The organism is Acetobacterium sp. K1/6, from assembly GCF_034438075.1.
Taxonomy (GTDB): Bacteria; Bacillota; Clostridia; order Eubacteriales; family Eubacteriaceae; genus Acetobacterium; species Acetobacterium carbinolicum.
Map to the genome: position 1 here is coordinate 1 of NZ_JAXQGA010000029.1, position 22,665 is coordinate 22,665.

Below are 22,665 nucleotides of genomic sequence, written 5' to 3' on the forward strand. Positions count from 1 at the left end.
TGTTAAGCATACCGCCAGCGTTCGTCCTGAGCCAGGATCAAACTCTCAATAAAAGTTTGTATTTAAAGCCGTTAGGCTTAAAATGCTGTCTCATGAAAACTTAAGTTTTATACTCTACCGAGTGCACTTTATCCTCTGCCGAGTTAATGTTTTAAAGAGTACATCTCTCTGTTTCTATTTTAGCCATCATTCATCCTTGCGGATGTTTCGGCTGTTTTACAGGTTTTATGGTACTATTCTCTTTTCTATGACCGCCGTTCTGCAATCGTTTCCGACCGAAGAAGCTTTTCTATTATATCGTCATTTCCCGATGTTGTCAAGCTGTTTTTTAAAATTCTTTTGCGTTAATTCCAAGTTCATTTCAATGTTTCAGCCCAATGTCCGCCGCCTCTGTTACGAGACAACTTCATTAGTATACGCTCTTTCGGCCAACCTGTCAACGCTTTTCTAAAAGTTTTTTCAGATTTTTTGATGTAATACGCTATTTATATCAAATCCGCTATTATGCAAGTTTTTGATGAATAAATAACACCTCTTTCTTTTAAAAAAGGCTCTGGAATCAATTGATTCCAGAGCCTATATTATTAATGAAGACTTATCTATTTGCTTTCTGCCACTTTTGTCTCTTGTATTTCCAATCCTAATACCTTGCTTACTGATTTATAAACAACGAAGGTAATGGCTGAATTTATTCCCGCTTTAAGTAAATTAAAAGGAATAATAATCGGAATGATCATTGGAAGAACAGCTTCTATCGGTATTCCCAAAAAGAAAGGGGTAATAGCAATATTCCATAATGCCATGGTTGCTGTCATTGTTACTGTCCCAAGGGCAAGCCCTGTTATCGCACCTTTTCTGGTTTTGTTTCTTTTGTAAACATTCCCGGCAACAATCACAAAGGAGCCGGTTGCAAAGAGATGCATTAAAATTCCAATAATACCGCTAGACGAACTTACTGTTACACCTTGCAATACACTAACCACGGCAGTTAATATCAATCCCCCTAATGGGCCAAACATAAATGTTCCAATAAGAAGGGGAATGTCTGCTGGATCGTACTCCAGGAATGGGGCCGCCGGGAATATTGGAAAACGGATTAAAGAAACCAATAGTATCGACATTGCCGCCAATACCGCCATCTGAGTCAGTTGTTTTGTCTTGATTTTCATAAAAAATCCTCCTTCAATTGTCTGTTCAGTAAATTAAAAGCCCTTGAAAATTTCTTTTCAAGGGCTTTGCGTGCAAAATTTGTACGCCATTTCTTTCATCCGGACTATACCGTCGGTTCTGGATTCCAACCAGATCGGCCTTTCGGCTCGTGGACTTATTGCTTTCGCACATCACCACCGGTGAGGACTTACACCTCGCCCTGAAACAGACTATTTATTTATAAATTTATTATATACCCGGTTGAATTTCTTTGTCAATGATAATTTTTAGCCAACTCTAACTAAACATCTTTTTCTTAAATAAAACAAAGGCAGCAACCCCAGTACACGCAACAGAAATCAGAATGATCGTCCAAAAATTGGGAACTGGCAAACCTTCTACGTTCATCCCATAAAAACTGGCAATCATTGTCGGTATGGCCATAAGAATGGTCAATGACGTTAGTATCTTCATCACAATATTTAAGTTATTTGAAATAATTGATGCAAATGCGTCCATCGTTCCGCTAAGAATATTGGCATAAATATTTGACATCTCAATGGCCTGCTGCACTTCAATGAGCACGTCTTCCAACAATTCCTTATCTTCTTCATAGAGCTTAATAATACGCCCTCGTTGCAGTTTTTCTAACACACCCTGGTTCGCTTTTAGGGATGTTGAAAAGAATACCAAACTTTTTTCTAAATCAAGCAACTGAATGAGTTCTTTGTTTTTCAGGGAAATATGAAGTTGTCGCTCAATGTCGGTACTCATGCGATTGATATGTCTCAGATAGATTAAAAATCTGCTGGCAACCCGATAAAGAATCTGAAAGATAAAACGGGTTCTTAGATTTGTGTGGACATTTTTAACCCGACCTTTTGCAAAATCATCAATAAGGGTGTTTTCTCTCAAACATACCGTAATAATATTCTCTTCGGTTTGGATAATTCCAACTGGAATCGTCGTATAAAGAACCATCTTCGTATCCTTTTCAATAACCGGAACATCAATGGTAATAAGGGCCTGATTATTATCCTCTAGCTCTACTCGGGAAATTTCTTCTTCATCCAGTGCCGCTCTGAGAAAATCAGATTCTACTTCTAGTTCTCTGGTAATAAAATGTAATTCTTCCTCAGTTGGATTAACCATGTTGATCCAACTGTTCTTTTCAATGGACTCAACTTCTTGAATCTTGCCTTCAATGGTTTTATAGATTTTGATCATTGCTTTCCTCCTTTATTAAGAGCAGCCCATGATCCCTAAGATATTCCGGGCGCTCAGTTTTTGGTCATTTTGTTCAATACGCTTCTCTCCAGGGTCTGCGTCCATCTTATCTCACTCCTTTTTTTTTAATTCACACCAAAGAAAGACCATTTGCTACTTTGCTTCTGGCTCTTTGGCGTCTAAATAAATAAAAAAATCTCCACTTTAACAGAGGAGATTTTTGCATAGCAAAAATAATGATTCCTCTATTCGTTGAGTTTTGGCACTATACAGCATAGGGCATCGCCCAACTGCATTAAGTAAAACCTTAAGTCGATAGTACCTGTTGACCCATTGGCATCTTTCGATGTTTCCGGGCAGCAGCCATATCTGTATAGGAGCCTCACCTAACAAAAGAAACATATTGTTCTTTTATCTATTTATACCCATAACTATATCTTTTTGTCTCATTGTTGTCAATCATTTTTAAGTTAACATGCCGTAAATTACGACCTTGTTAGCGATGACCCCTAACGGTTATCCCAACAAACACAAAGCAGCTTTATATCTGACATATTTTAATAAGGATCCGTCTGAGACAGATCCTTATTCTCTTTGTTGCCAATCTGATTAATTAAGAAGCATTATGTTTTTTTCGATAAATGACAACCCCAATAATGCCGAGTACAACAACAATGGCACCAATAATTCCAGCAACCATCCATGAATCAGCCGGATTTGATTCTACTATATTTACCCGTACTGTTGCAACAGCACTTTTAAAATAATTGTTACCTTTATATTTGACAATAACTTCCTGTTCACCTACTTCGTTTTTATAACTTAACTCAATGTCATCTCGGTTAAATTTAACTTCATTATTATTTTCATCCACAACTGCAATGGCAAGGTCTTGATACACTGCGTCGTTCATTTTTTTTGTATCACGATCATATTCAACACTTGGTGGATTTGCCGCAATAACCAATGCGCTATCTTTTTTTTCTGCAATAATAACCGTTTCCGTTGCCTTGCTTGTGTTATATTTGTCGGTTCCTTTATATTTTACCGTCACCGGTTGATCGCCCGCAACGCGATTGTAACTCAGCTCAATATCCGTTGTTGTAAAATTAACGGCATTATTTTTGCTGTCAACCACCTGAATTCCAAGCACTTGATAAACCGCAGCATCCAATTTGCCAGCGTCACTGGTATAGTCCACTGTAATCGGCGGTTTTGCCAGATTGATGGTTGTATTTTCTTTAGCTGGTGCCGGAGGATCGACCTGGCCAGTGATTTCTATATCGACAGTCGCCATACTTGGCGAATACTGATCATTTCCTTTGTATTTTACGGTAACATCCTGTTTCCCGGGGGCTCGGTTATAACTCATCTCAATATCAGCTGCGGTAAAATTTATTTTGTTACTTCCCGCATCAACAACCACAATACTCAATGCCTGATAAACAGCCAAATCAAGTTTTGCTGAATCACTGGTATAGGCTACTGCTGGCGGCTGCGCAGCAATGGATACTCTGGTATCCTGCTTTCCGATAATCTGAACTGAAGCATTAACCTGACTCGGATTGTATTGGGAATTCCCCTTATAAGCGACAACAACATTTTGCGTTCCCACCGCATGATTAAAGGTCAGGGTAATATCACTCGGTGAAAATTCAATCTTGTTGGAATCACCATCGACCACTTGAATCACCAGATCGTCATATACCGCTTTATCTAATGTCGCAGCATCAGCGGAATAACCTACCGCTGGCGGATTGACTTTCAATACCAGTCGGGTATCTTTCTTAGGAACCTCATTGATAATAATGTTTCCAGTTGCCATACTGGTCTCATATTTTTCGTCGCCGATATAGGTAACGTTTATCTTTTGCGTGCCAACCTGTCGATTGTAGTCGAGAACAATATCGTCCTTAGTGAAATCAATTTTATTATAGTCGCTATCCACCACTACGATGTTCATGGCATTATAGACCGCCTTATCCAGTTCGTCTGCTGATGTGTTGAATGTCACCGAGGCTGGTGAACTGGCGATCGATACCGTCGTTGCCAGTTGATTATCTGCTTCTGCCCAAATTCCCATCGGTAGCAGCATTAAAATCAATGCTGCAATCAATCCTGTTTGCCACATCCGTCCAGTTAATTTTTCATTATTCATTTTCTTTCCCTTTCCATCTGATCCATTTTTGCTATAACCACTAGCATCCTATGATCTATTAATCCAAACCGTTGTAAACGTTTTTCTTAACTTGTCTCTACATCGTCTCCCTCCCCTTTATGATACTAAAAAAGATCTATCTTTATTGACAGATCTTTTATTTCAAACTAGTCCATTTTGGTCAAACGATTTTTCCCAAAGAAGATGGCTCCCGCAATCAATAACAACAGCAACAAAGCAATGCCCATGTAAGGGATCGGCAACGCCTCTTCCTTCTCAGCGGCTCCGCTGCCGCCATCGCTGTACTCATTTCCGCCATACACAGCCACCTTATCTTCTTTTTTTATAATTTCAAATTTATCCGCTCCATCAGCTAATTTAAGGTAATAATTCGGATTATCCAAACTCCCTAAAAAAACATCATAGGTCCCTACCGTTTCTCCAGCTTCACGTTCTAAAGATCCGAACATCACGTCATCAGCATATAATCCCTTATTAAAACCATCTCCTGAATCCTCCTGCCAGACAGCGTAAGTTAATGCCGGGTCTGCTTCGCCCTGAATTTTCGAAACATAGCCAGGGATAACCGTTATTGCGGCCGGAGTAATGCTATATTTTTCCTTGGAAATGATGGTTTGGTTGTTGATTATATAATTTTCTGTCTTGGTCCCATCGATGCCATACAAATAGAAGCCACCTGACGCCCATACATAATATTTTCCCACATCTTTTTGCCGGGTATTAATTTCTCCATAATAAGGATAAAAATCTGCCGCACCAAAAACACCTAATTCTTCGCCCTTAATTAGATCTGTTTTATTGACAGATAGTTGGTACTCATTGAGGTTTGGGGTTCCATCATAAACCTTATTCTGACCGGCAAGGAGAACCTCTACCGGCTTGGACAAAATGCTGGCCACTAATGATACGTTGATGCTCACCAATGGTTTGGTCTCTGTTTTTTCGTCGACAATGAGATAGTTATTTCCCTTGTCGCCTGAAATCGTGACCTCTTTCAGAACGACTAAATTTGAATTTGTCGGTTTCACATCCTTAAATAAAAAACCGGCCGATGCATAGTCAAATGCAACCTTATCGATATCCGCAGCGATAACACCCCGGTTTCCCAATCCCTTTAAGGCAATCTCAGGAACCATGATGTTACCATCATAAATTTTAGTAATTGGCTTTTCTGTAATGAATTCTGATGTTTTGAGTTCAATCGGCGTTATTTTAATTTCTTTTTTATCTTCAATCTTCGCATAGGCTTCGTCACCCCGATAGACTGCAAACACCTGATAGGTTCCCACCTCCGAAGGCGGATTGGTTGACAAGGGATAGATTTCTCCATTTGCCTGAATCCCTTTATAAGTGATCTCGATCAGTTCCGAATCAAGATCTGGTCCCTCGGCAACGGGATTTACCGTGGCCAAAACCTGCGGTCCTCCATTGTAGACGATATCAGATGAAAACAGTATAACCGGACGTAGCGATCCCTGTTCAGTTTGATTTTCTGCCAGGACGCCTATATAAAAGCAGGTCGCATTCAAAACGATCGTCAAGACTAAGCATAAAAACAGCCTGATACTGTTGGTCTTTTTCATTGATTACTTCCTTTTTATACAAATTATCACAATACCCTGACGTTCTGTTCAATTATACCGATTTATAGCTCTGTATACAATGAAACCAGACCATTGTTCGTTTATAATTTACTTTGTGATTATTTCTTTACAATCATTACATAAAAATGACATTTAAAAACCCACCTGATTCAGGTGGGTTTTTAGGGTGACGCTTTTTATATGATCTCTAATTCATCAACCTCACTGCTTTTAGGTTTTTTCAAAATTCCGAGCATCAACATGCTGGCGACTGAACCCGCCGCCAGGGCGATCACGTAACCAAATGGATTGCCTACCAGCGGGAATACGAAAATGCCACCGTGCGGAGCCAGTAATGTACAACCAAAAAACATCGATAATCCACCAGCCAGGGCTGAACCAACAATACAGGAAGGAATAACCCGTAGCGGGTCTTCTGAGGCAAAGGGAATTGCTCCCTCAGTAATAAAAGAAAGCCCCATTACATAATTGGCAATCCCGGCTTCCCGTTCTTTTTTAGTGAAGCGACTTTTAAAGATGGTGGTTGCCAGGGCAATACCCAGAGGCGGCACCATCCCGCCGACCATCACCGCCGCCATAATATCAAACTGACCAGTGGCCAGTGACGCCAGACCAAATGTATAGGCTGCCTTATTGACCGGCCCGCCCATATCCACTGCCATCATACCACCCAGAACAATACCAAGAATGACCTTACTGGATGTCCCCATGCTGTTCAAACCGGCACTTAAAGCCGCATTGAGTGCTGCAACCGGGGGATTAATGACAATGACCATTAAGGCGCCAATCAGCAAGATACCAAAGAAGGGGTAAATCAATATCGGTTTAATACCCTCCAGGCTGGCCGGCAATTTTGCAAAGACTTTTTTCAGACCCACTACCAGATAGCCCGCGGCAAAACCAGCAAACAATGCCCCAAGAAAACCTGCGCCGCCGGTGTTAGCCAGCATACCACCAACAAAACCAACGGCTAAAGCCGGTCGATCCCCAATGCTCATGGCAATATAACCCGCCAAGACCGGTAACATAAATGCAAAGGCCGTATCGCCCACCTGTTTCAAAAAGGCCGCAATGGGGGTATTACTTCCAAAATTTGCCGGGTCAATGCTGTAGTCGTCAAACAAAAATGCCAGAGCGATCAGAATCCCACCACCGATAACAAAGGGCAACATGTGAGAGATGCCGTTCATTAAGTCTTTATAAACCTTACGACCAACACTTTCATTTTTCCCAGAACCAGCGGGTTCTTCGCTTGTCTGGGCACCCCCAGAATACACTGCTGCCTTTCCCGCCAGAGCTTCTTCTATTAGTTCTTTGGGTTTGTGAATTCCCTGGGCTACATTTGTTTGAATAACTTGTTTCCCATTAAAACGGCCCATTTCCACATTAGTGTCAGCGGCAATAATAATGCAGTCGGCTGCTTTAATTTCTTCAGCTGTCAATAAATTTTTGACCCCGCCAGAACCATTGGTTTCCACCTTAATGGTAACCCCCATTTGTTTGGCCTTGCTTTCCAGACTTTCTGCTGCCATGTACGTATGGGCGATCCCCGTCGGACAAGCGGTGACTGCCAGAAGTTGATACTTTCTGTCTGTTTCCTGCGTTTCTGGCGTCTTCTCAACCCCGAATTTTTCCTGTTCCTTTTGATCAATGAGCTTTAAAAACGTTTGCTTATCACTTGAGGCGATGAGCTTCTTACGAAATTCTTCATCCATCAAAATAGTGGACAACCGACTTAACACTTCCAGATGGAGATTATTTGCTGCTTCCGGCGCCGCAATCAAAAAGAAAAGATAGGCCGGCTCTCCGTCTAAAGCCTCAAAGTCAGTTCCTTCTTTAATAACCATAGCTGCCAGCCCAGCGTCTTTGACCACCGCGGATTTCCCATGAGGAATGGCAACCCCTTCTCCAATTCCAGTCGTTCCTTCTGCTTCCCGGACCATTACCGCTTTTTTAAAAACCGCTTTATCTGCAATCTTTCCGCTTTTAGCCATCAACCCCACTAATTGTTCAATCGTTTCTTCCTTGGATGCTGGTTTTCCAGCGAGATCAATGCCCTTTTCATTTAATAAATCAATAATCCGCATTTTTTATTCCTCCTTATCATTTGTTTTCTTCGATCTTGTTCAACAACTTCAGAACCTCTTCTCTGGTTGCCAATGTTTCTGAAAAGGCAGATGCACTTCCCGTTGCAACCCCCATCACAAAAGCCTCACGTAGATCCTGATTTTTAAGATAGCCAGCAATAAATCCCGCGACCATCGAATCTCCTGCTCCAACTGAATTTTTAACCACGCCTTCCGGTGGTTTCATTTCATGAATACTTTCATCTTCAGCAACGAGAAGCGCGCCTTCTCCAGCCATCGATACCAACACATTTTTGGCGCCCATTTCCTGCAATCGTTTGCCATAAGTAATGATGTCATCCCGACTCGTCAAGGTGACACCGAACATGTCCCCCAACTCATGGTTATTCGGCTTTATCAGAAAAGGCTGATACTTAACAACCCTTAACAATAGCTCGCCGGTAGCATCCACGACAATTTTTACGCCGCGATTTTCCAGCAACCTCATAATATTTTCATAGGTATCCTCAGGTAATGCCGCCGGAATACTTCCAGCTAAAACCAGCATATCTCCGGTTTCAATAAATTCGAGCTTTTTAAATAGCTGACTCAGTTCTTTTTTGCCAATACCAGGCCCTTGTCCATTGATTTCACTTTCTTTACCAGCTTTTATTTTAACGTTAATTCGCGAATTGCCCGATTTTAATTTAACAAAATCGGTGTAACAACCAAAGTCTTTGATACGCCGTTCGATTTCCTTTCCCGTAAAGCCGCCCACAAAACCCAGGGCAATATTTCGGATATCCAGATTTTTAAGAACCATGGATACGTTGATCCCTTTGCCCCCCGGGTAAATATGCTCCCATTCACTGCGATTAACTTCACCTTCTCGAAAAGATGAAAGCCCGACCACATAATCCAAAGACGGATTAAAGGTTACGGTAAAAATCATGTCTCATCCACCTCCCAAATTTTGGTATACTTTTTATAATGACCATTTTCCAGCTTTGTAGTAATGATCTCGCCTTGATCCAAGGCCCCAAAACTCACCGGTGCAGTCAAATTGAATTTAGTGGGATCCGCCAGAACGTAGGCCGTCTTACAACGACTGAAAGCTTCCCGCTTAACCTGTGCTTCAGTCGGGTCCGGAGTACTAAAGCCCGCTTTCACATCAATCCCATTGGTACCAAAAAAGCCTTTTGAAAAATTATACTTGCGCAGACAACTTAATGCCTCACTTCCCACTACTGCATCAGTGATGGGTTTGATTTCACCGCCGATAATAATTGTCCGACAGCCCCTTTTACTCAGTTTTGATGCAATAACCATACCATTAGTCACATAAACAGCACTCGTTTCATTGATGGAATCAACCATGGCCTCGGTTGTCGTTCCGGCATCAATGTAGACAAAATCATCTTTCTCAATCAATCCCGCACTGAATTGTCCAATCACCTGCTTCTCGGTCCGATGATGATCCTCTCTGAGCACAACGTCGAACTCAGTGGCCGCAAAACGTCCGTTAATGGCTGCCGCCCCACCATGAACCTTTCGCAGTTTTTTATTTTTGTCCAGCGTTGTGAGATCCCTACGAATGGTTGATTCAGAAATATCAAGGGATTCAGACAATTCCAATACCGTCACCACTCTTTTTTCTTCAACCATTTGAAGTATTTTTGCCAACCGTTCTTCAACAATCATTTCCTCACCTCTTTTCAGTATAATACCACCATTCCCAGTCATCGTCAACCATTTTATTTCACATTTAGTCATTTATAATCAAAAACGCGCAATTGCACCTCTTTTTTACTTGATTTAATTGTTTACTGATTTATTACCCACTTTTTCTTTGCAAATCAAAAGGAGATAGAATTTTTTCTTCTATCTCCTAAATGTTTCCATATTCACTTATTTATTCGGCCAGCGGTAAAATGATCGCAGCTTTAAAAAGATCGCCATCAATTTCCAGTTTCAGTTCACCCTGCTGGATTGTCATTAAGTCCTTGGCAATGGCCAGCCCTAAACCACTGCCTTCACTGTTTCTGGTTTCATCACCGCGCTTAAATCGTTCCATCAGTTCTTCTGGTGAAATATTTAAGGGTTGGGCTGAGACATTTTTAAAAACAACCGTGCCCGTTTTATTTTCGTCACATTTTGAAAACTCAATGTATACCCGAGATTCTTTTTGAGCATATTTCAAAATATTAAAAAGCAGGTTTTCGATGACCCGCCAGATCAGACGACCATCTGCCGTGACAACAAAAAGATCCTTGGGATATTGGGTAATAAACTCAAGCTGTGACTTTGACAGTTCTTCTTCCATCTCACCCAACCCCTGGGTCATCAGCATTTCCATATCGACGGCCTGAAACTCAACTTCGACATTCCCCGATGAAGCTTTCGCCGCTTCAAATAAATCATCGGTCAGCACTTTCAGGCGGTGAGCCTTATTTTCCAGGATATCTAAATATTTCTGATTTTCCTCTGAATCCAGCTTTCCATTTTTTAACAGATCAATGGATGTGATAATCGATGTCAGCGGGGTTCTAATATCGTGGGATACATTGGTCAGCAACTCGGTTTTTAACCGTTGGCTCTTTACCTCTTCGGATACGGCCAGGGAAATGCCATCGCCAATGGCATTAATCCCTTCGGCCAATTCTCCTAACGCACCCTCAAAGCCAGTCAGTTTGTAGTCAACCTCGCCATTTTTGATTCGTTCCAGTCCATCCAGAATGCCGTCATACTTCTTCGCTTTTTTACCACCCAGATAAAGCAGGTAAATAATGCAGATAAACGAGCAAATGCCAAGAATTGGCACCTGTACGGACAGAGCCAGAACCACCAGCAGAATAGCCCAAAACATAAATCGTTTCACAGTCGGGGATCCTTTCATAACATCATTGTAATAGAGGGTTATTTTCTTGAATTGGTTTTTTATAAATTTCCATATTTGTTTAGTCAGTTTGAGTAATAATAACCGTTGCCAAAAACTGCCATCTTTTAAAATTCGCACCAGCGACAATAAAAAGTTTAGTCCTAAAGCGGCACCTACGGCAAAGAGCATGATCATAACCGCCCTGGGGAAATTTTGATCATAGAAAAATACAATCGCTGCAATGACCAGGGTTTCCACACCCAGCAACAATAAAAAATGAGCATCAATCCAGAATGCGTCGATTGGTAAAAGGTGAATCCCGACCACTTCTTTTTTTTGCCCGGCTGAAATACAAGCTAGCAGCGCACAAATGGCCGCCAGAATAAAAAACAATACAAAAATGCTTATCAGCCAGATAAATTGTAACCGTTCGGCCTGATACCCGACTTCTCGTTGAGCGATATAGGCATCATCAAATCCGATGGTTACAATAAAATCTGGTTGAGCGGCATAGTCTAAGCTTTCATACTGATCCAGATTAGGCAGGCTGGACGAAACCGCCCCCTTATTATAGGTGAAATTTACCCGTCGATTAAGCAGGTCATCCTGGGCGACGTCTTTGGGTTGACTGTTTTTAACACCCTGCCGCTCAATAACATAGGATAATCCCAGGGTTTGTTCCAGTTCTTTTTTTAATCGTTCATACCGATAGAGACTCTCATTAATCAGCTGCTTTTTTTTCGCCTCCAGCTTGTCCGCGTAGGGTTCCCAGAAAACCGGATCATCCAGCATCTGCTGTTCGGTTGAGACACCCATATTTTCCGGATAGTAAATATCCTGTTCTGCTAATAAAGCCCATTTATAATCCTCTAACGCGGTCGTGTCAATCGCGTTTCCGGCACGAATATTTTCTTCACTTTGGTAGAAATTATAAACCCGATCGATCCGATCATAGGCGGTCAGCACCTTATTCCCCAGCTCGTCACTCTCCAGATAATTGTTCGTATTCGCCGTATAATCCCAATTAAACCAGTAGGCTTCAAATAAAGCCGCAAAACTGAGGGTTATAAAGACCACCGCCAAAATTGAACAGGTAATTTTAAATTTCTGATTAGTCCCGATAGTTTTCAATTTTGTAGCCAATGCCCCACACCACCTTTAAATATTTCGGTTCTTTTGGGTTAATTTCAATCTTTTCGCGAATCCGCCGAATATGGACGGCCACGGTGTTGTCCGAATTATAAGCCGGTTCTTCCCAGACGTTCTCATAAATTTGGTCAATGGAAAAAACCTTTCCTTTCTCTGACATCAAAAAAAGCATGATCTTGTACTCTACCGGCGTCAATTTCACCTCTTCGCCATCCACCGTCAAACGCTTATAGTCATCTTCCAGAACCAGGCCACCCGTACAATAGGTACCCACTTTTTCCGGACATCCGCCCAGGGTGTTGTAGCGTCTTAGTTGCGACTTAACCCGGGCGATGACCTCCATGGGATTAAAGGGTTTGCTAATATAATCATCACCACCCATGGTTAAACCCATAATTTTGTCATTATCTTCGGTTTTTGCTGATAGAAAGATGATTGGGATATTTTTTGTCTCTCTTATTTTCATCGTGGCCCGAAGGCCATCCATTTCTGGCATCATCACATCCATAATGATCAATTGGACCTCCTCTTTTTCTACCAGAGCGATGGCTTCTTTTCCTGTATAAGCTTTTAAAATCGTATACCCTTCATTTTTTAAATAAAGTTCCAGGGCTTCAACGATTTCTTTTTCATCATCACATATTAAAATACTCATTATCTTAGCTTCCGCCTTTCTGTTTCATTCTGGTTTAACTTTAACACAAACTTCTGTCAAAACAACGCCGAATTTCCTTAAGAAATTCTTACAATCAAACCCTTTGTTCTCCGACTCCCAATCACAAAAAAAGACAGCATCCATTGGATTGCTGCCCTTAAAATCGTCCTAGATTAAAAATTTAATATCTTCTGGTTTGTTTTTATTTGAGAATTCAAAGCCCTGCTGAATCGTATTTTCGATCATTTCGCCATCCAGATTCATCAGTCTGAATAAATTTCGGATAAAGAAATAAATCATTGCCCGGCTGGTAAACTTGATGTTCTTTTCATAAAAATCGATAAAAAGCTCTTTTCGAGCCCCGTATTCTGAACGGGCAATCACTTCCAGATCGGCCTCAATATAGTTCTTGTTGAGAAAATCCAGACAGGACCGATTGAGGGTATTGGTAATATTGGTTCGTCCGTGGGGATTCACATTTTTAACCAGCACCTCATAATAAAGGGTTTTATTATGTTCATCGTTTAAGATCGCTTCATAATACAGCACCAGGGAATAACAATACTTGGTATAAAGATTAAGATTCTCAGATACCGATGAGACATAATCGTACAATGCCAAAAAGAAAACATTGTAGATATCGGTAATCATATCGTCTTTCTTTTTATAATAATAAGTAATGGTTCCCAGCTTGACATCAGCGTGATCCGCAATGTCCTGGATACCGGTTTTATTATAACCGTTCTCGTAGAATAAAACCTTTGCTGTTGTGATGATATTGCTCTTTGTTTGGATTCCTTTTCTTGACGTTGCCATGGTTTGCCTTTCCTGTATAAATCATTTTATTAGTTACATTTAATTCATACCTTTGATCTTACGAAAAGTTTTGCGGAATGTCAATAGTAAAATAGCCAAAAGTTTCTAATTTACCCTAAATCGATCAATTATTTCAGTAATAAGGTTTCCCGATCCAAAAGATTCACCTCTTTCACCTTCTCCAGGGTTTTTATCGCTTTTTGTTTGACCTCATCTTCAACCCGAATGATAATAATAGCATTGTCGGTTTTTTTCGGCAGGAAGGAGTAGGCATAGATAATATTTATTTTTGCCTGAGTCAGAGCATCCACCAGGGTACTTAATCCGCCGGGATCATCAGAAATCTCAGCCGCTAAAACCGGTGTAACCGTGGTGATAATATCATTTTTTTTAAGCACCTCAATTCCTTTTTCGGTTTCTTGCAAAATCAGTCGCACAATCCCAAAGTCGGTAGCATCAGCAATATTTAGTGACCGAATATTGATCTTATTATCGGCCAGAATTTTGAGGATATGATTGAGTCGGCCTTCATGGTTCTCGATGAAAATGGAAACTTGTCGTATCATTTTTTCTTCTCCTAAATCTTTCTTAAATCGACAACCCGTTGGCTTTTTCCTTCGCTTCGGGGAAGGCTCTTGGGTTCTACCAGCGCTACCTTGGCGCTAATGCCAATGGTTGACAAAATCCGTTCTCTGATCCGTTTTTCCAGATTCTCCAGATTGCTGATTCGATCCGAGAACAAGGCTTCACTGAGCTCTACTTTAATTTCTAAGGTATCCAAGGAGCCGTCTCGTCTGACGACCAATTGATAATGGGGTTCCACTTCACCAATTTCTAATAACACGCTTTCAATCTGGGTCGGAAAGACATTGACGCCACGGATAATTAGCATATCATCGGAGCGTCCCTGGAGTCGACTGATGCGCAAGTGGGTTCGTCCACAGGCACAGGGCTCCGGTTTGATGGTGGTAATATCCCGGGTGCGGTAACGCAGAATCGGAATCCCCTCTTTGGTAATGGTGGTGATCACCAGTTCGCCCTGTTCACCATAAGGCAGCACCGCTAATGTTACAGGATCAATAATTTCCGGAATAAAGTGATCTTCCCAGACATGAAGACCATCCTGAGCTTCGCATTCAATGGCAACCCCCGGCCCCATAATTTCCGATAAACCATAAATATCAAAGGCTCTAATTTTTAGTTTTTTCTCAATTTCTTTGCGGATGTTTTCTGACCAGGGTTCGGCTCCAAAAATACCAGCCCGAATCTTCAGGCTGGCCGGATCAATTCCCGACTCCGCCAACACCTCTGCTAAATAAATAGCATAAGATGGGGTGCATGTCAATATGGTTGAGCCAAAATCTTGCATAATCATAATCTGTTTTGCCGTATTTCCGCCAGAGATCGGAATAATTGATGCACCCAGTCGTTCCGCTCCATAATGCACCCCCAAACCACCGGTAAATAACCCATAACCATAGGCATTCTGAATCACTGAATGAGGACCGGCACCGGCTGCGACCAGGCAGCGAGCCATCAGTTCCGACCACATCGATATATCATTTCTGGTATATCCCACTACCGTCGGTTTACCGGTGGTGCCGGACGAGGCATGGATGCGAACAATCTGTTCCAGTGGTACGGTAAAAAGGCCATAGGGGTAATTATCCCGTAAATCAACCTTGGTTGTAAAGGGAAGTTTTTGAAGATCATCCAGTGATTTTATATCTTCTGGCATTAACCCGTTTTCCTGAAATTTGTTACGGTAAAAGGGAACATCATGATAGATCCGATTGACCATTTTCTTTAATCGTTCCAATTGCAGTTCCTGTAAATTTTCTCTTGGCATGCATTCGTAGCTCTTATTCCAGTACATCTTTTCCTCCAAAATTTTCTTTTTAATTTTCTTTCTAATTCTATTGCCATGCAAATAAAAAGACCCGTCCTTATTGAAAAGGACGAGTCTGACTCGCGGTACCACCTAATTTGATTAGTTACTAATCCACCTTTGTAGAACAGGACTTCTAACCATCCCGTTCTTACTCTTGCTAACGGCGAGCAACACCGGATCTGCCTAATAAGTCTGCAAATAGATTATTCACACCCATTCAGCCAATCAACTCCTGAGGGAACTTCACTCCCGTCATTGCCATTGGCTTCCAGCCTTACCAACTCTCTGAAGACGCCAACGGAAATTACTTTCCTCATTCACAGTTTTTAATCATTTGAATTATTATATTACTAACCGCAAAATAATGTCAAGATTTTTTTAGACCAGCCGACTCAACGGTCTTATTTAAAACCCCAGGAACTAGCCGAAACGTATGGATATTGCTAAAAACATATGATAGGATTAGAGTGGCTAAATTTTTCAGCAGGTAAATCTTGATGATTGACCAGGAGGTTACTATGGACACGATTCTTATCTCACTTCACTCAATTTCTAAATATTTCGGAAAAAAATTAATCCTAAACAATATTAATCTGACGATCACAAAAAAATCCGCCCTCGCTTTAATGGGCCCCAATGGCAGTGGTAAAAGCACCCTGCTCAAACTAATCGGTGGTCTATCAATAATTTCTTCCGGCTCCCGTGACTCTGCGCCACAACTTAAAATAGCTTACATCCCGGAGAATTTTCCCAAAATTGATTTAACTCCCGAAGAATTTATTAATTCAACGGGTTTGATCGGCGGTTTAGCACCTAAACAAGTCACCACCCGCATGACAGAGTTATTTCAGGCCTTTCAGATGGAAGACATGGGCGCTGTTCCGATCAAACATCTTTCCAAAGGCACAATCCAGAAGGTCGCCGTTATCCAGGCTTTGCTTACACCCCCCGACGTCTTACTGCTGGATGAACCATTATCCGGTCAGGATATCCAATCGCAAAAATTATTTATCCGCATGGTTCAAAAGCTGCATCAACAAGGTGTGGCAACGATCATGTCCTGTCATGAGCGTTTTCTCGTTAAACAACTGGCTCACTCCGCCTACGAACTATTAGATCATCAGTTAATACCAATGGATTTATCCGGCTTAAAGGAAATAAAATATGATCTGATGATTTTTGAAGCACTGGCCAAATCAGCGATTGATCCAGCGCTACAGACTTTAATTGAGCAGGCAGAATGGGATCATAACCGTCTAAAACTGATTGTTTCAAGGGATCAGAGTGACGTTGTTTTAAAGGAGCTGTTAAAACAAAAGTTTAAACTGCGAACCATGGAAGGGATAAGCCAATGAAGAATTTGTTAGTTTATCACTTTAAAACCTATCTCAAATCCTATAAATTACTGCTCCCCTTTTTAATCTACCTGATCTATTTATTTACCGCTTACGGGATCATGCCCTTTTCCATTGTTTCCAGTTTTTCCGAATCGGCCGGTGTTCTTTTCTTTATCATGGCCTATGTCGGTTTCAGCTACGCTGAACTTGAAAATCCGATTACCGAACAGCTAGTTTTGCTAAGGATCAATAACGACACTCTTTATTACCTGAGCCGACTGACCATGCTGCTGATTATTGGCGTTGTTATGAGTATCATTGGCATCTTGTATCCGCTGGTTTTAAATGTTATCAACAACAATCACTTATTTACCCGCAATTTACAGTTTGAAGATGTAGCGATCGGACTTTCCCTTCATTGTTTAATGGCCTTTTTAGGGGCCATGACCGGTTCATTTTTTCATCCCCGAATTATCCGAAACCGAAAAATGGCCGTGCTGCTGTTGTTCTTTGTTGCTGTCATGGGGATATCAAAGGGCGCCCTGGCCGATTATTTTCCCCAAACCCGCTTGATCGCCTGGGTTTTCCCGCCTGTTTTTGATATCCTCGCCGCATTTACCGGCCTGGAGTTTTTCAGCCTCCCGGCCATGGCATTACCCGTTGCCCTAACCATCATTTATGGGTTCGTTTTAATAATTGGTCAAATCGAACTTTTAAAACGCGCTAAATTCTAGACCCCTGGTATCTCAAAACGCGCTGTTGCTAAACAAATTCTGAAAAAGCCCATCAAAAGATTTCACTTCTGATGGGCTTTCGTGTTATTGATTTAATTCTTGGATTTTATTCTTAAACAACACCCAGACCAACATCGCCATAGGTTGCCATTTCGCGATTCATGTATAAGGCAGATTCGACAATATTAAAGGCGATCGCAGCACCACTGCCTTCTCCCAGACGCATACCCATGTTCAGAAATGGTTTAGCACCGATAAATTCCGACGCAAAAGCGGCCCCTTTTTCAGCCGAAGCATGGGAACAGATTAAATAGCCTTTTACCTTGGGATCAATCCCGATGGCAATGGCGGCCGCAGCGGTGGAAATAAAACCATCAATTAAAACCGGAATATGATTGGCGGCTCCGGCCAGCATCGCACCGGCCATAGCACCGATCTCAAATCCGCCGACCTTTGCCAGGACATCGATGGCATCGGTTTTGTCGGGTTGATTAAGAGCAATGGCATCCCGAATCACCTGGGCTTTGATAACCTGCTTATCTTCCGACAGATTCGCTCCGGCACCAGTTAGTTCCCCCGGATCAACACCACTAAGGACTGCGATAATAGCGGCACTAGCCGTCGTATTAGAGATCCCCACTTCACCGGTGCCGAGAATATTATACCCGTTATCGATGGCGCGTTGGGCCACATCGATTCCTACTTCCAGGGACTTTACGGCTTCTTCCCGGGACATCGCCGGACCTTTTTTCATATTTGATGTGCATTTTCTGATTTTTTTATCCAAAATTTTTGATTTTGGTTCCAAATCCGATTTCATCCCAACATCACAGACAAAAACATCGGCGCCAGCTTGTTTGCTTAAAGCGGCAACGCCGCTTTTGCCAGCAACGATCATCTGCGCCATCAGGTCGGTTACTTCCTGGGGTGCCGCAGCAACGCCTTCTTCAAAGACGCCATGGTCGGCAGCAAAAACCAGCATCGCTTTTTTGCTGACATCCGGATACATTTCGCCGGTAATGCCGGCTAACTGCACGGCGATCTCTTCCAGTGTTCCCAGACTGCCCACCGGCTTAAGTAGAAAATCCACTCGATCCTTGGCGGTTTTGATCATTTCTTCATTAAGCGGCTTAATTTTTCCCACTGTTTCATTTAATAAACTCATTTCTTACTCCTGTCAACTCAACTGTTTTTTCTCATTATAACATATCTGCGAACTTTGAAAATTCAATTTTTTAAGTTTTACAGCGGAAGTCGCACTTCAAACCACACACCATTATCGCGGTTATCCACAGCCACCTTGCCGCCATGGCAGATTATAATGCCTTTGACGATTGCCAGACCTAAACCAGTGCCTTTTTTATCCGATTGGGCCTTATAAAAGTATTCCCAGATCTGATTAATCTCATCTTGCGGAATTGACTTACCCACATTATAAACAGAAACAATCCACTCTTTTTCCTGGCTTTCACAGCCAACCTGAATTATTCCGTCAGTTGGACTGACATGTTTGATGGCATTGTTTAAAAGATTATAAAAAACCTGTTCCATCCGCTTGCGGTCCATGATCACTTTTTTTTCTGGATCACAATGATTATTAAAAACGATATTGTTTCCCGGATAGGTATTTACAAACCGCTCAACCACCGAAGCGATGACCTCAACCCCAGAAACGCTTTCTTTTTTAAGCTGATAGGCACCCGATTCGATTTGGGCCAGATCTAAAAGATCGCTCGCGATTCCGCTGATTTTATCAGCTTCCCGCTGGATCGTCACAAAGTATTCCAATTCTTCATCCCGATTCTCAAGAATGCCATCCTCTAATGCTTCAGCATAGCTTTTTATCACCGCCAATGGGGTTTGGATTTCATGAGACACCTGAGCGGTAAAACGCTGCCGCATCTTTTCAAATGCACGTTCTTTACTCAGTTCTTCCTGAAGTTTTAAAATAGCCCCTTCCAATTCATCCGAAATATGATTCAAGGTTTCTCCTAGCTGACCGATCTCATCCTTTCTAGTTCCCTGATATTTTTTTGTAAAATTGAGATTTCCCATTTCTCCGGAAATTTGATTTAATGAAATAATGGGCTTTGAAATACCCCGAGAAAAAAAATAGGCAAAAACAAGCGAACACGTAAAAACAATCATTAAGAATACCAGCAGAAAATTTTCCACAATCTCAATGACCTCGTGAACTGAGTAAAGCGGAATACGTCCGATAATCAGGGCGCCATCAGCAGCTAAAACCTTATGGGTCAGCCACTCAACCTGGTGATCATCATTTCCCAGCACAATAATAAAACTTTCATCTTCCTGATGCTCTTTCACCTGATTCTCCAGACTATTCTGTTGACCAGCACCAGAGCCCTTACCATTTTCCGATCCGCTACCGGAACCACTACCTGATCCACTGCCCGATCCGCTGCCCGATCCGCTACCGGTACCACTGCCCGAATCACTACTCGATCCCGACGCATTACCGGCACCACTGCCGGCGCCAGCACCCGTTTCTTTTCCCTCACCACTGTGTTCACCACCTGCTGCCAAACGTTTTTTTTCAACACTTGTCAGTCCCAAACGATCCATTTGATTAATCTCATCACGTCGTTGACTCGCTGTCACTATTTCAGCGGTTCTAGTTTCTATCGAAACATCTTCAAAAGAGCTATCTTCAGCGCCCGTTTGCTGCCCAATAATTTCAACAACAATCCCTTCCTCTTCAGCGACATCAATAAATAATTGAAGTTCGGGGGTTAATCCATTCTGATTATACATTGTTACAGCCTGATTCGTTTTATCAATTAAGGCCGCGGTTCTTTTCTCAGTATAGTATACCTCAAAATAGGAACCCAGGACATAATACGTTAATAAACAAAGTACCAGAAAGAAAGCCCCAAGATAGAGCATTAATCTCGAAAAAATCGAACTTCTCATTCTTTAAACTTGTACCCCAGCCCTCTGACGGTTTGGATGCACTCTCCTTTATCTCCCATTTTTTTACGTAATCGTTTGATGGTTGTATCAACAACACGTATATCACCATCATAATCATATCCCCAAATCCGATCAAGAATCTGCTCTCTGGATAACACCAATTTCTGATGATTGACAAAATAGCTTAAAACCTCGTATTCTTTTTGTGTGAGGTTAATAATTTCATTATGAATTGTTATTTGTCGTTCGTCTGAATTTAATCTCATTCCACAAACATCAAGCTTATTTTCAGTTGTAGCAACCCCGCTTCTTTTTAGCAAGGCTTTGATTCGGACCATCAATTCTCGGGGACTGAAGGGTTTTGTTACATAATCATCTGCGCCAACTTCAAATCCCTGAATCTTATCTTCTTCTTCTCTTCGAGCCGTGAGCATGATGACTGGCACATTGTCCGTTTCCCTTATTTCTTCCAGCACTTCAAACCCATCCATTTTCGGCATGGTTACGTCGAGAATAATACAATCCGGTTGTTTTTCTGTCCAAAGGTCCAATGCTTCCTCTCCGTCCGCCGCCCCGAAACCTTCATAGCCCTCTTTTTTTAAATATTTTAAAACGATTTCTCGCAGTTTTTCTTCATCCTCAGCCACTAATATGCGAATGCCTTTCATTATATATACCTCCACTACCTTTATCAGCTTATCATTTTTTGATGGCAATTTTGTGTCAAAACATATCTTTTATTGATTTTATAAACGACAACTTATAATTTTATATTTTAACACACCATCCTCATTTTTTTCTAACCTTTAAACAATTGTCTTTGTTATATCCTTATACATCTTTTGTTTATATCATCTTTACGGTTATAAAAATTAATTTTTTAACATCTGACACCTAAATGACATACAGCTATCCTATAATACAAACATCGAAAGAAAAAAAACGGAGGAATTTACAATGAAAGCAAAATTAGTTTTAGTATCATCATTGGCGTTAATGTTAGCAACAGCAGGTACAACCTTTGCCGCTTCAGGTTACGGGCAGGGCAGTGGCGTTGGTCAGAGTAGCGGCGGAGAGCGACAATATGCAAACAGTCAGGAATCAGTTGATGCTGACGGTGATGGCATCTGCGACCTCACTGGGGATCCTGTCGGCACTGGCGGATTAGGCTATGAATCCGGTACCAATGCACTTGTTGATGAAGACGGTGTTTGTGACATTGGTGACGGCACCCCTATTCAAGATGGATCTGGTCTGCAACGTGGTAATCAAAGTTTTTGATTGAACCTCATATTTTAATAATTATTAATATGACCTTTTTGACACATGAATGACATAAAGCAATTGTATAATGAAGGTAGTAAAAGAATCACAAAAATAAAAAAACGGAGGAATTTACAATGAAAGCAAAATTAATTTTAGTCACATCGTTAGCATTAATGTTAGCAACAGCAGGTACCACCTTTGCCGCGAACGGCAATGGCCGGGGTGCTGGTGATGGATCCGGTCTTGGTCAAGGTAACGGCGGCGAAAGACTGTATGAGAATTGTCAGGGAACCGGTGATGCTGACGGCGATGGTCTCTGTGATTTAACCGGAAATCCTGTTGGCACTGGCGGCGCTGGCACTGGCGCATTTGTTGACGCAGACGGCGATGGTGTTTGTGATGTCGGCGGCGGTACCCATCCTCAAGATGGATCTGGAATGCGACATGGCGGAAGAACCCGTTAATCATTCACCCTTACTTTTAAAAGCCGCAATGATCGTAAACGATCATTGCGGCTTTTTTATTTATATAACTCTACTTCAGGACGATTTTTAATAAAAAAAGAAACGTCTCGGTTTGAGACGTTTCCAGAAATTAGGACTTAAGACATCGGTACAACAGCGCCCTGGTAATTGCTTTCGATAAAGCTGATCACTTTTTCGCTTTGCAGCGCTTTCATCAGTGCCAATGTTTTTTCACTTGTTTCATCTCCAGTTCGTACTGCCACAATGTTGGCATAGGTCTGTGCCGCTAAGGAATCTTTTTCTTCTTTCGCGATGG

20 protein-coding genes, 2 riboswitches and 1 other annotated feature are annotated in these 22,665 nt (G+C 41.7%); of the genes, 4 read left to right on the forward strand and 16 right to left on the reverse strand.

Going from position 1 to position 22,665, the window contains the following annotated elements:
• Window positions 1-599: 599 nt before the first annotated feature.
• The 12 genes from U2P91_RS16520 to U2P91_RS16575 form a co-directional block, all read right to left on the reverse strand.
• The gene (locus U2P91_RS16520) at window positions 600-1,169 is read right to left on the reverse strand and encodes an ECF transporter S component (protein WP_111888242.1); all 570 of its coding nucleotides are present in this window, start codon (window positions 1,167-1,169) and stop codon (window positions 600-602) included.
• 83 nt (window positions 1,170-1,252) lie between these two features.
• Window positions 1,253-1,381, reverse strand: a riboswitch (FMN riboswitch).
• A 65-nt stretch (window positions 1,382-1,446) separates the two neighbouring features.
• Window positions 1,447-2,376, reverse strand: coding sequence for a magnesium transporter CorA family protein (locus U2P91_RS16525; RefSeq protein ID WP_111888243.1), 930 nt, complete (start codon window positions 2,374-2,376; stop codon window positions 1,447-1,449).
• A gap of 237 nt (window positions 2,377-2,613) precedes the next feature.
• A riboswitch (M-box (ykoK) riboswitch) is annotated at window positions 2,614-2,777 on the reverse strand.
• A 212-nt stretch (window positions 2,778-2,989) separates the two neighbouring features.
• A complete protein-coding gene (locus U2P91_RS16530; protein ID WP_322520049.1) occupies window positions 2,990-4,534 on the reverse strand; it encodes a hypothetical protein in 1,545 nt (514 codons plus the stop codon).
• Window positions 4,535-4,701: 167 nt separating this feature from the next.
• On the reverse strand, window positions 4,702-6,138 hold the full coding sequence (locus U2P91_RS16535) for a YDG domain-containing protein (protein ID WP_322520050.1): 1,437 nt from the start codon (window positions 6,136-6,138) through the stop codon (window positions 4,702-4,704).
• A gap of 197 nt (window positions 6,139-6,335) precedes the next feature.
• Window positions 6,336-8,246 carry a fructose-specific PTS transporter subunit EIIC gene (locus U2P91_RS16540; protein ID WP_322520051.1) on the reverse strand — a complete coding sequence of 637 codons (1,911 nt, stop codon included), beginning with the start codon at window positions 8,244-8,246 and terminating at the stop codon, window positions 6,336-6,338.
• Between the two features lie 16 nt (window positions 8,247-8,262).
• Window positions 8,263-9,177: a 1-phosphofructokinase gene (pfkB, locus tag U2P91_RS16545; protein WP_111888246.1), complete on the reverse strand. Its 915-nt coding sequence runs from the start codon at window positions 9,175-9,177 to the stop codon at window positions 8,263-8,265.
• Entirely contained in the window at window positions 9,174-9,926 is a 753-nt protein-coding gene (locus tag U2P91_RS16550; protein ID WP_111888247.1) for a DeoR/GlpR family DNA-binding transcription regulator, read from the reverse strand. Before U2P91_RS16550 ends, pfkB begins: the two co-directional genes overlap by 4 nt.
• A 211-nt stretch (window positions 9,927-10,137) precedes the next feature.
• The gene (locus U2P91_RS16555; RefSeq protein WP_111888248.1) at window positions 10,138-12,246 is read right to left on the reverse strand and encodes a sensor histidine kinase; all 2,109 of its coding nucleotides are present in this window, start codon (window positions 12,244-12,246) and stop codon (window positions 10,138-10,140) included.
• Entirely contained in the window at window positions 12,215-12,907 is a 693-nt protein-coding gene (locus U2P91_RS16560; protein ID WP_111888249.1) for a response regulator transcription factor, read from the reverse strand. Before U2P91_RS16560 ends, U2P91_RS16555 begins: the two co-directional genes overlap by 32 nt.
• Window positions 12,908-13,075: 168 nt before the next feature.
• Window positions 13,076-13,723 (reverse strand): TetR/AcrR family transcriptional regulator, encoded by a 648-nt coding sequence (locus U2P91_RS16565; RefSeq protein ID WP_111888250.1) that lies wholly within the window; start codon window positions 13,721-13,723, stop codon window positions 13,076-13,078.
• A 128-nt stretch (window positions 13,724-13,851) separates the two neighbouring features.
• Entirely contained in the window at window positions 13,852-14,289 is a 438-nt protein-coding gene (locus tag U2P91_RS16570; protein ID WP_111888251.1) for an amino acid-binding protein, read from the reverse strand.
• A gap of 11 nt (window positions 14,290-14,300) precedes the next feature.
• Window positions 14,301-15,599, reverse strand: a complete 1,299-nt coding sequence (locus U2P91_RS16575) for a phenylacetate--CoA ligase family protein (RefSeq protein ID WP_111888252.1) — start codon at window positions 15,597-15,599, stop codon at window positions 14,301-14,303.
• A 75-nt stretch (window positions 15,600-15,674) separates the two neighbouring features.
• Window positions 15,675-15,944 (reverse strand) — a binding site (T-box leader).
• A gap of 188 nt (window positions 15,945-16,132) precedes the next feature.
• Here U2P91_RS16575 and U2P91_RS16580 point away from each other — a divergent pair.
• Window positions 16,133-16,969, forward strand: coding sequence for an ATP-binding cassette domain-containing protein (locus U2P91_RS16580; RefSeq protein WP_162624497.1), 837 nt, complete (start codon window positions 16,133-16,135; stop codon window positions 16,967-16,969).
• Complete coding sequence (locus U2P91_RS16585) at window positions 16,966-17,685, forward strand: hypothetical protein (protein WP_322520052.1); 720 nt, start codon at window positions 16,966-16,968, stop codon at window positions 17,683-17,685. The genes U2P91_RS16580 and U2P91_RS16585 overlap by 4 nt, the downstream gene beginning before the upstream one ends.
• Window positions 17,686-17,797: 112 nt before the next feature.
• Here the strand turns inward: U2P91_RS16585 and cobT are convergent, their stop codons facing one another.
• The 3 genes from cobT to U2P91_RS16600 form a co-directional block, all read right to left on the reverse strand.
• Complete coding sequence (gene cobT / locus U2P91_RS16590) at window positions 17,798-18,850, reverse strand: nicotinate-nucleotide--dimethylbenzimidazole phosphoribosyltransferase (RefSeq protein ID WP_111888255.1); 1,053 nt, start codon at window positions 18,848-18,850, stop codon at window positions 17,798-17,800.
• Window positions 18,851-18,927: 77 nt separating this feature from the next.
• Entirely contained in the window at window positions 18,928-20,619 is a 1,692-nt protein-coding gene (locus tag U2P91_RS16595; RefSeq protein WP_322520053.1) for a HAMP domain-containing sensor histidine kinase, read from the reverse strand.
• On the reverse strand, window positions 20,616-21,287 hold the full coding sequence (locus tag U2P91_RS16600; RefSeq protein ID WP_111888257.1) for a response regulator transcription factor: 672 nt from the start codon (window positions 21,285-21,287) through the stop codon (window positions 20,616-20,618). The genes U2P91_RS16595 and U2P91_RS16600 overlap by 4 nt, the downstream gene beginning before the upstream one ends.
• A gap of 289 nt (window positions 21,288-21,576) precedes the next feature.
• On the opposite strand from U2P91_RS16600, the gene U2P91_RS16605 reads away from it, so the two are divergent.
• Both U2P91_RS16605 and U2P91_RS16610 read left to right on the forward strand, forming a co-directional pair.
• On the forward strand, window positions 21,577-21,900 hold the full coding sequence (locus U2P91_RS16605) for a hypothetical protein (protein ID WP_111888258.1): 324 nt from the start codon (window positions 21,577-21,579) through the stop codon (window positions 21,898-21,900).
• 119 nt (window positions 21,901-22,019) lie between these two features.
• Complete coding sequence (locus U2P91_RS16610) at window positions 22,020-22,349, forward strand: hypothetical protein (protein ID WP_111888259.1); 330 nt, start codon at window positions 22,020-22,022, stop codon at window positions 22,347-22,349.
• A 137-nt stretch (window positions 22,350-22,486) separates the two neighbouring features.
• On the opposite strand, the gene U2P91_RS16615 is transcribed toward U2P91_RS16610, so the two are convergent.
• Window positions 22,487-22,663, reverse strand: coding sequence for a MetQ/NlpA family ABC transporter substrate-binding protein (locus U2P91_RS16615; protein WP_416173390.1), 177 nt, complete (start codon window positions 22,661-22,663; stop codon window positions 22,487-22,489).
• Window positions 22,664-22,665: the final 2 nt, after the last annotated feature.

Excerpts from the sequence above, each read along its gene's own strand:
- U2P91_RS16520 (WP_111888242.1), bottom strand. The coding sequence starts at position 1,169 with ATGAAAATCAAGACAAAACAACTGACTCAGATGGCGGTATTGGCGGCA.
- U2P91_RS16525 (WP_111888243.1), bottom strand. The coding sequence starts at position 2,376 with ATGATCAAAATCTATAAAACCATTGAAGGCAAGATTCAAGAAGTTGAG.
- U2P91_RS16530 (WP_322520049.1), bottom strand. The coding sequence starts at position 4,534 with ATGAATAATGAAAAATTAACTGGACGGATGTGGCAAACAGGATTGATT.
- U2P91_RS16535 (WP_322520050.1), bottom strand. The coding sequence starts at position 6,138 with ATGAAAAAGACCAACAGTATCAGGCTGTTTTTATGCTTAGTCTTGACG.
- U2P91_RS16540 (WP_322520051.1), bottom strand. The coding sequence starts at position 8,246 with ATGCGGATTATTGATTTATTAAATGAAAAGGGCATTGATCTCGCTGGA.
- pfkB (WP_111888246.1), bottom strand. The coding sequence starts at position 9,177 with ATGATTTTTACCGTAACCTTTAATCCGTCTTTGGATTATGTGGTCGGG.
- U2P91_RS16550 (WP_111888247.1), bottom strand. The coding sequence starts at position 9,926 with ATGATTGTTGAAGAACGGTTGGCAAAAATACTTCAAATGGTTGAAGAA.
- U2P91_RS16560 (WP_111888249.1), bottom strand. The coding sequence starts at position 12,907 with ATGAGTATTTTAATATGTGATGATGAAAAAGAAATCGTTGAAGCCCTG.
- U2P91_RS16565 (WP_111888250.1), bottom strand. The coding sequence starts at position 13,723 with ATGGCAACGTCAAGAAAAGGAATCCAAACAAAGAGCAATATCATCACA.
- U2P91_RS16570 (WP_111888251.1), bottom strand. The coding sequence starts at position 14,289 with ATGATACGACAAGTTTCCATTTTCATCGAGAACCATGAAGGCCGACTC.
- U2P91_RS16575 (WP_111888252.1), bottom strand. The coding sequence starts at position 15,599 with ATGTACTGGAATAAGAGCTACGAATGCATGCCAAGAGAAAATTTACAG.
- U2P91_RS16580 (WP_162624497.1), top strand. The coding sequence starts at position 16,133 with ATGGACACGATTCTTATCTCACTTCACTCAATTTCTAAATATTTCGGA.
- U2P91_RS16585 (WP_322520052.1), top strand. The coding sequence starts at position 16,966 with ATGAAGAATTTGTTAGTTTATCACTTTAAAACCTATCTCAAATCCTAT.
- cobT (WP_111888255.1), bottom strand. The coding sequence starts at position 18,850 with ATGAGTTTATTAAATGAAACAGTGGGAAAAATTAAGCCGCTTAATGAA.
- U2P91_RS16595 (WP_322520053.1), bottom strand. The coding sequence starts at position 20,619 with ATGAGAAGTTCGATTTTTTCGAGATTAATGCTCTATCTTGGGGCTTTC.
- U2P91_RS16600 (WP_111888257.1), bottom strand. The coding sequence starts at position 21,287 with ATGAAAGGCATTCGCATATTAGTGGCTGAGGATGAAGAAAAACTGCGA.
- U2P91_RS16605 (WP_111888258.1), top strand. The coding sequence starts at position 21,577 with ATGAAAGCAAAATTAGTTTTAGTATCATCATTGGCGTTAATGTTAGCA.
- U2P91_RS16610 (WP_111888259.1), top strand. The coding sequence starts at position 22,020 with ATGAAAGCAAAATTAATTTTAGTCACATCGTTAGCATTAATGTTAGCA.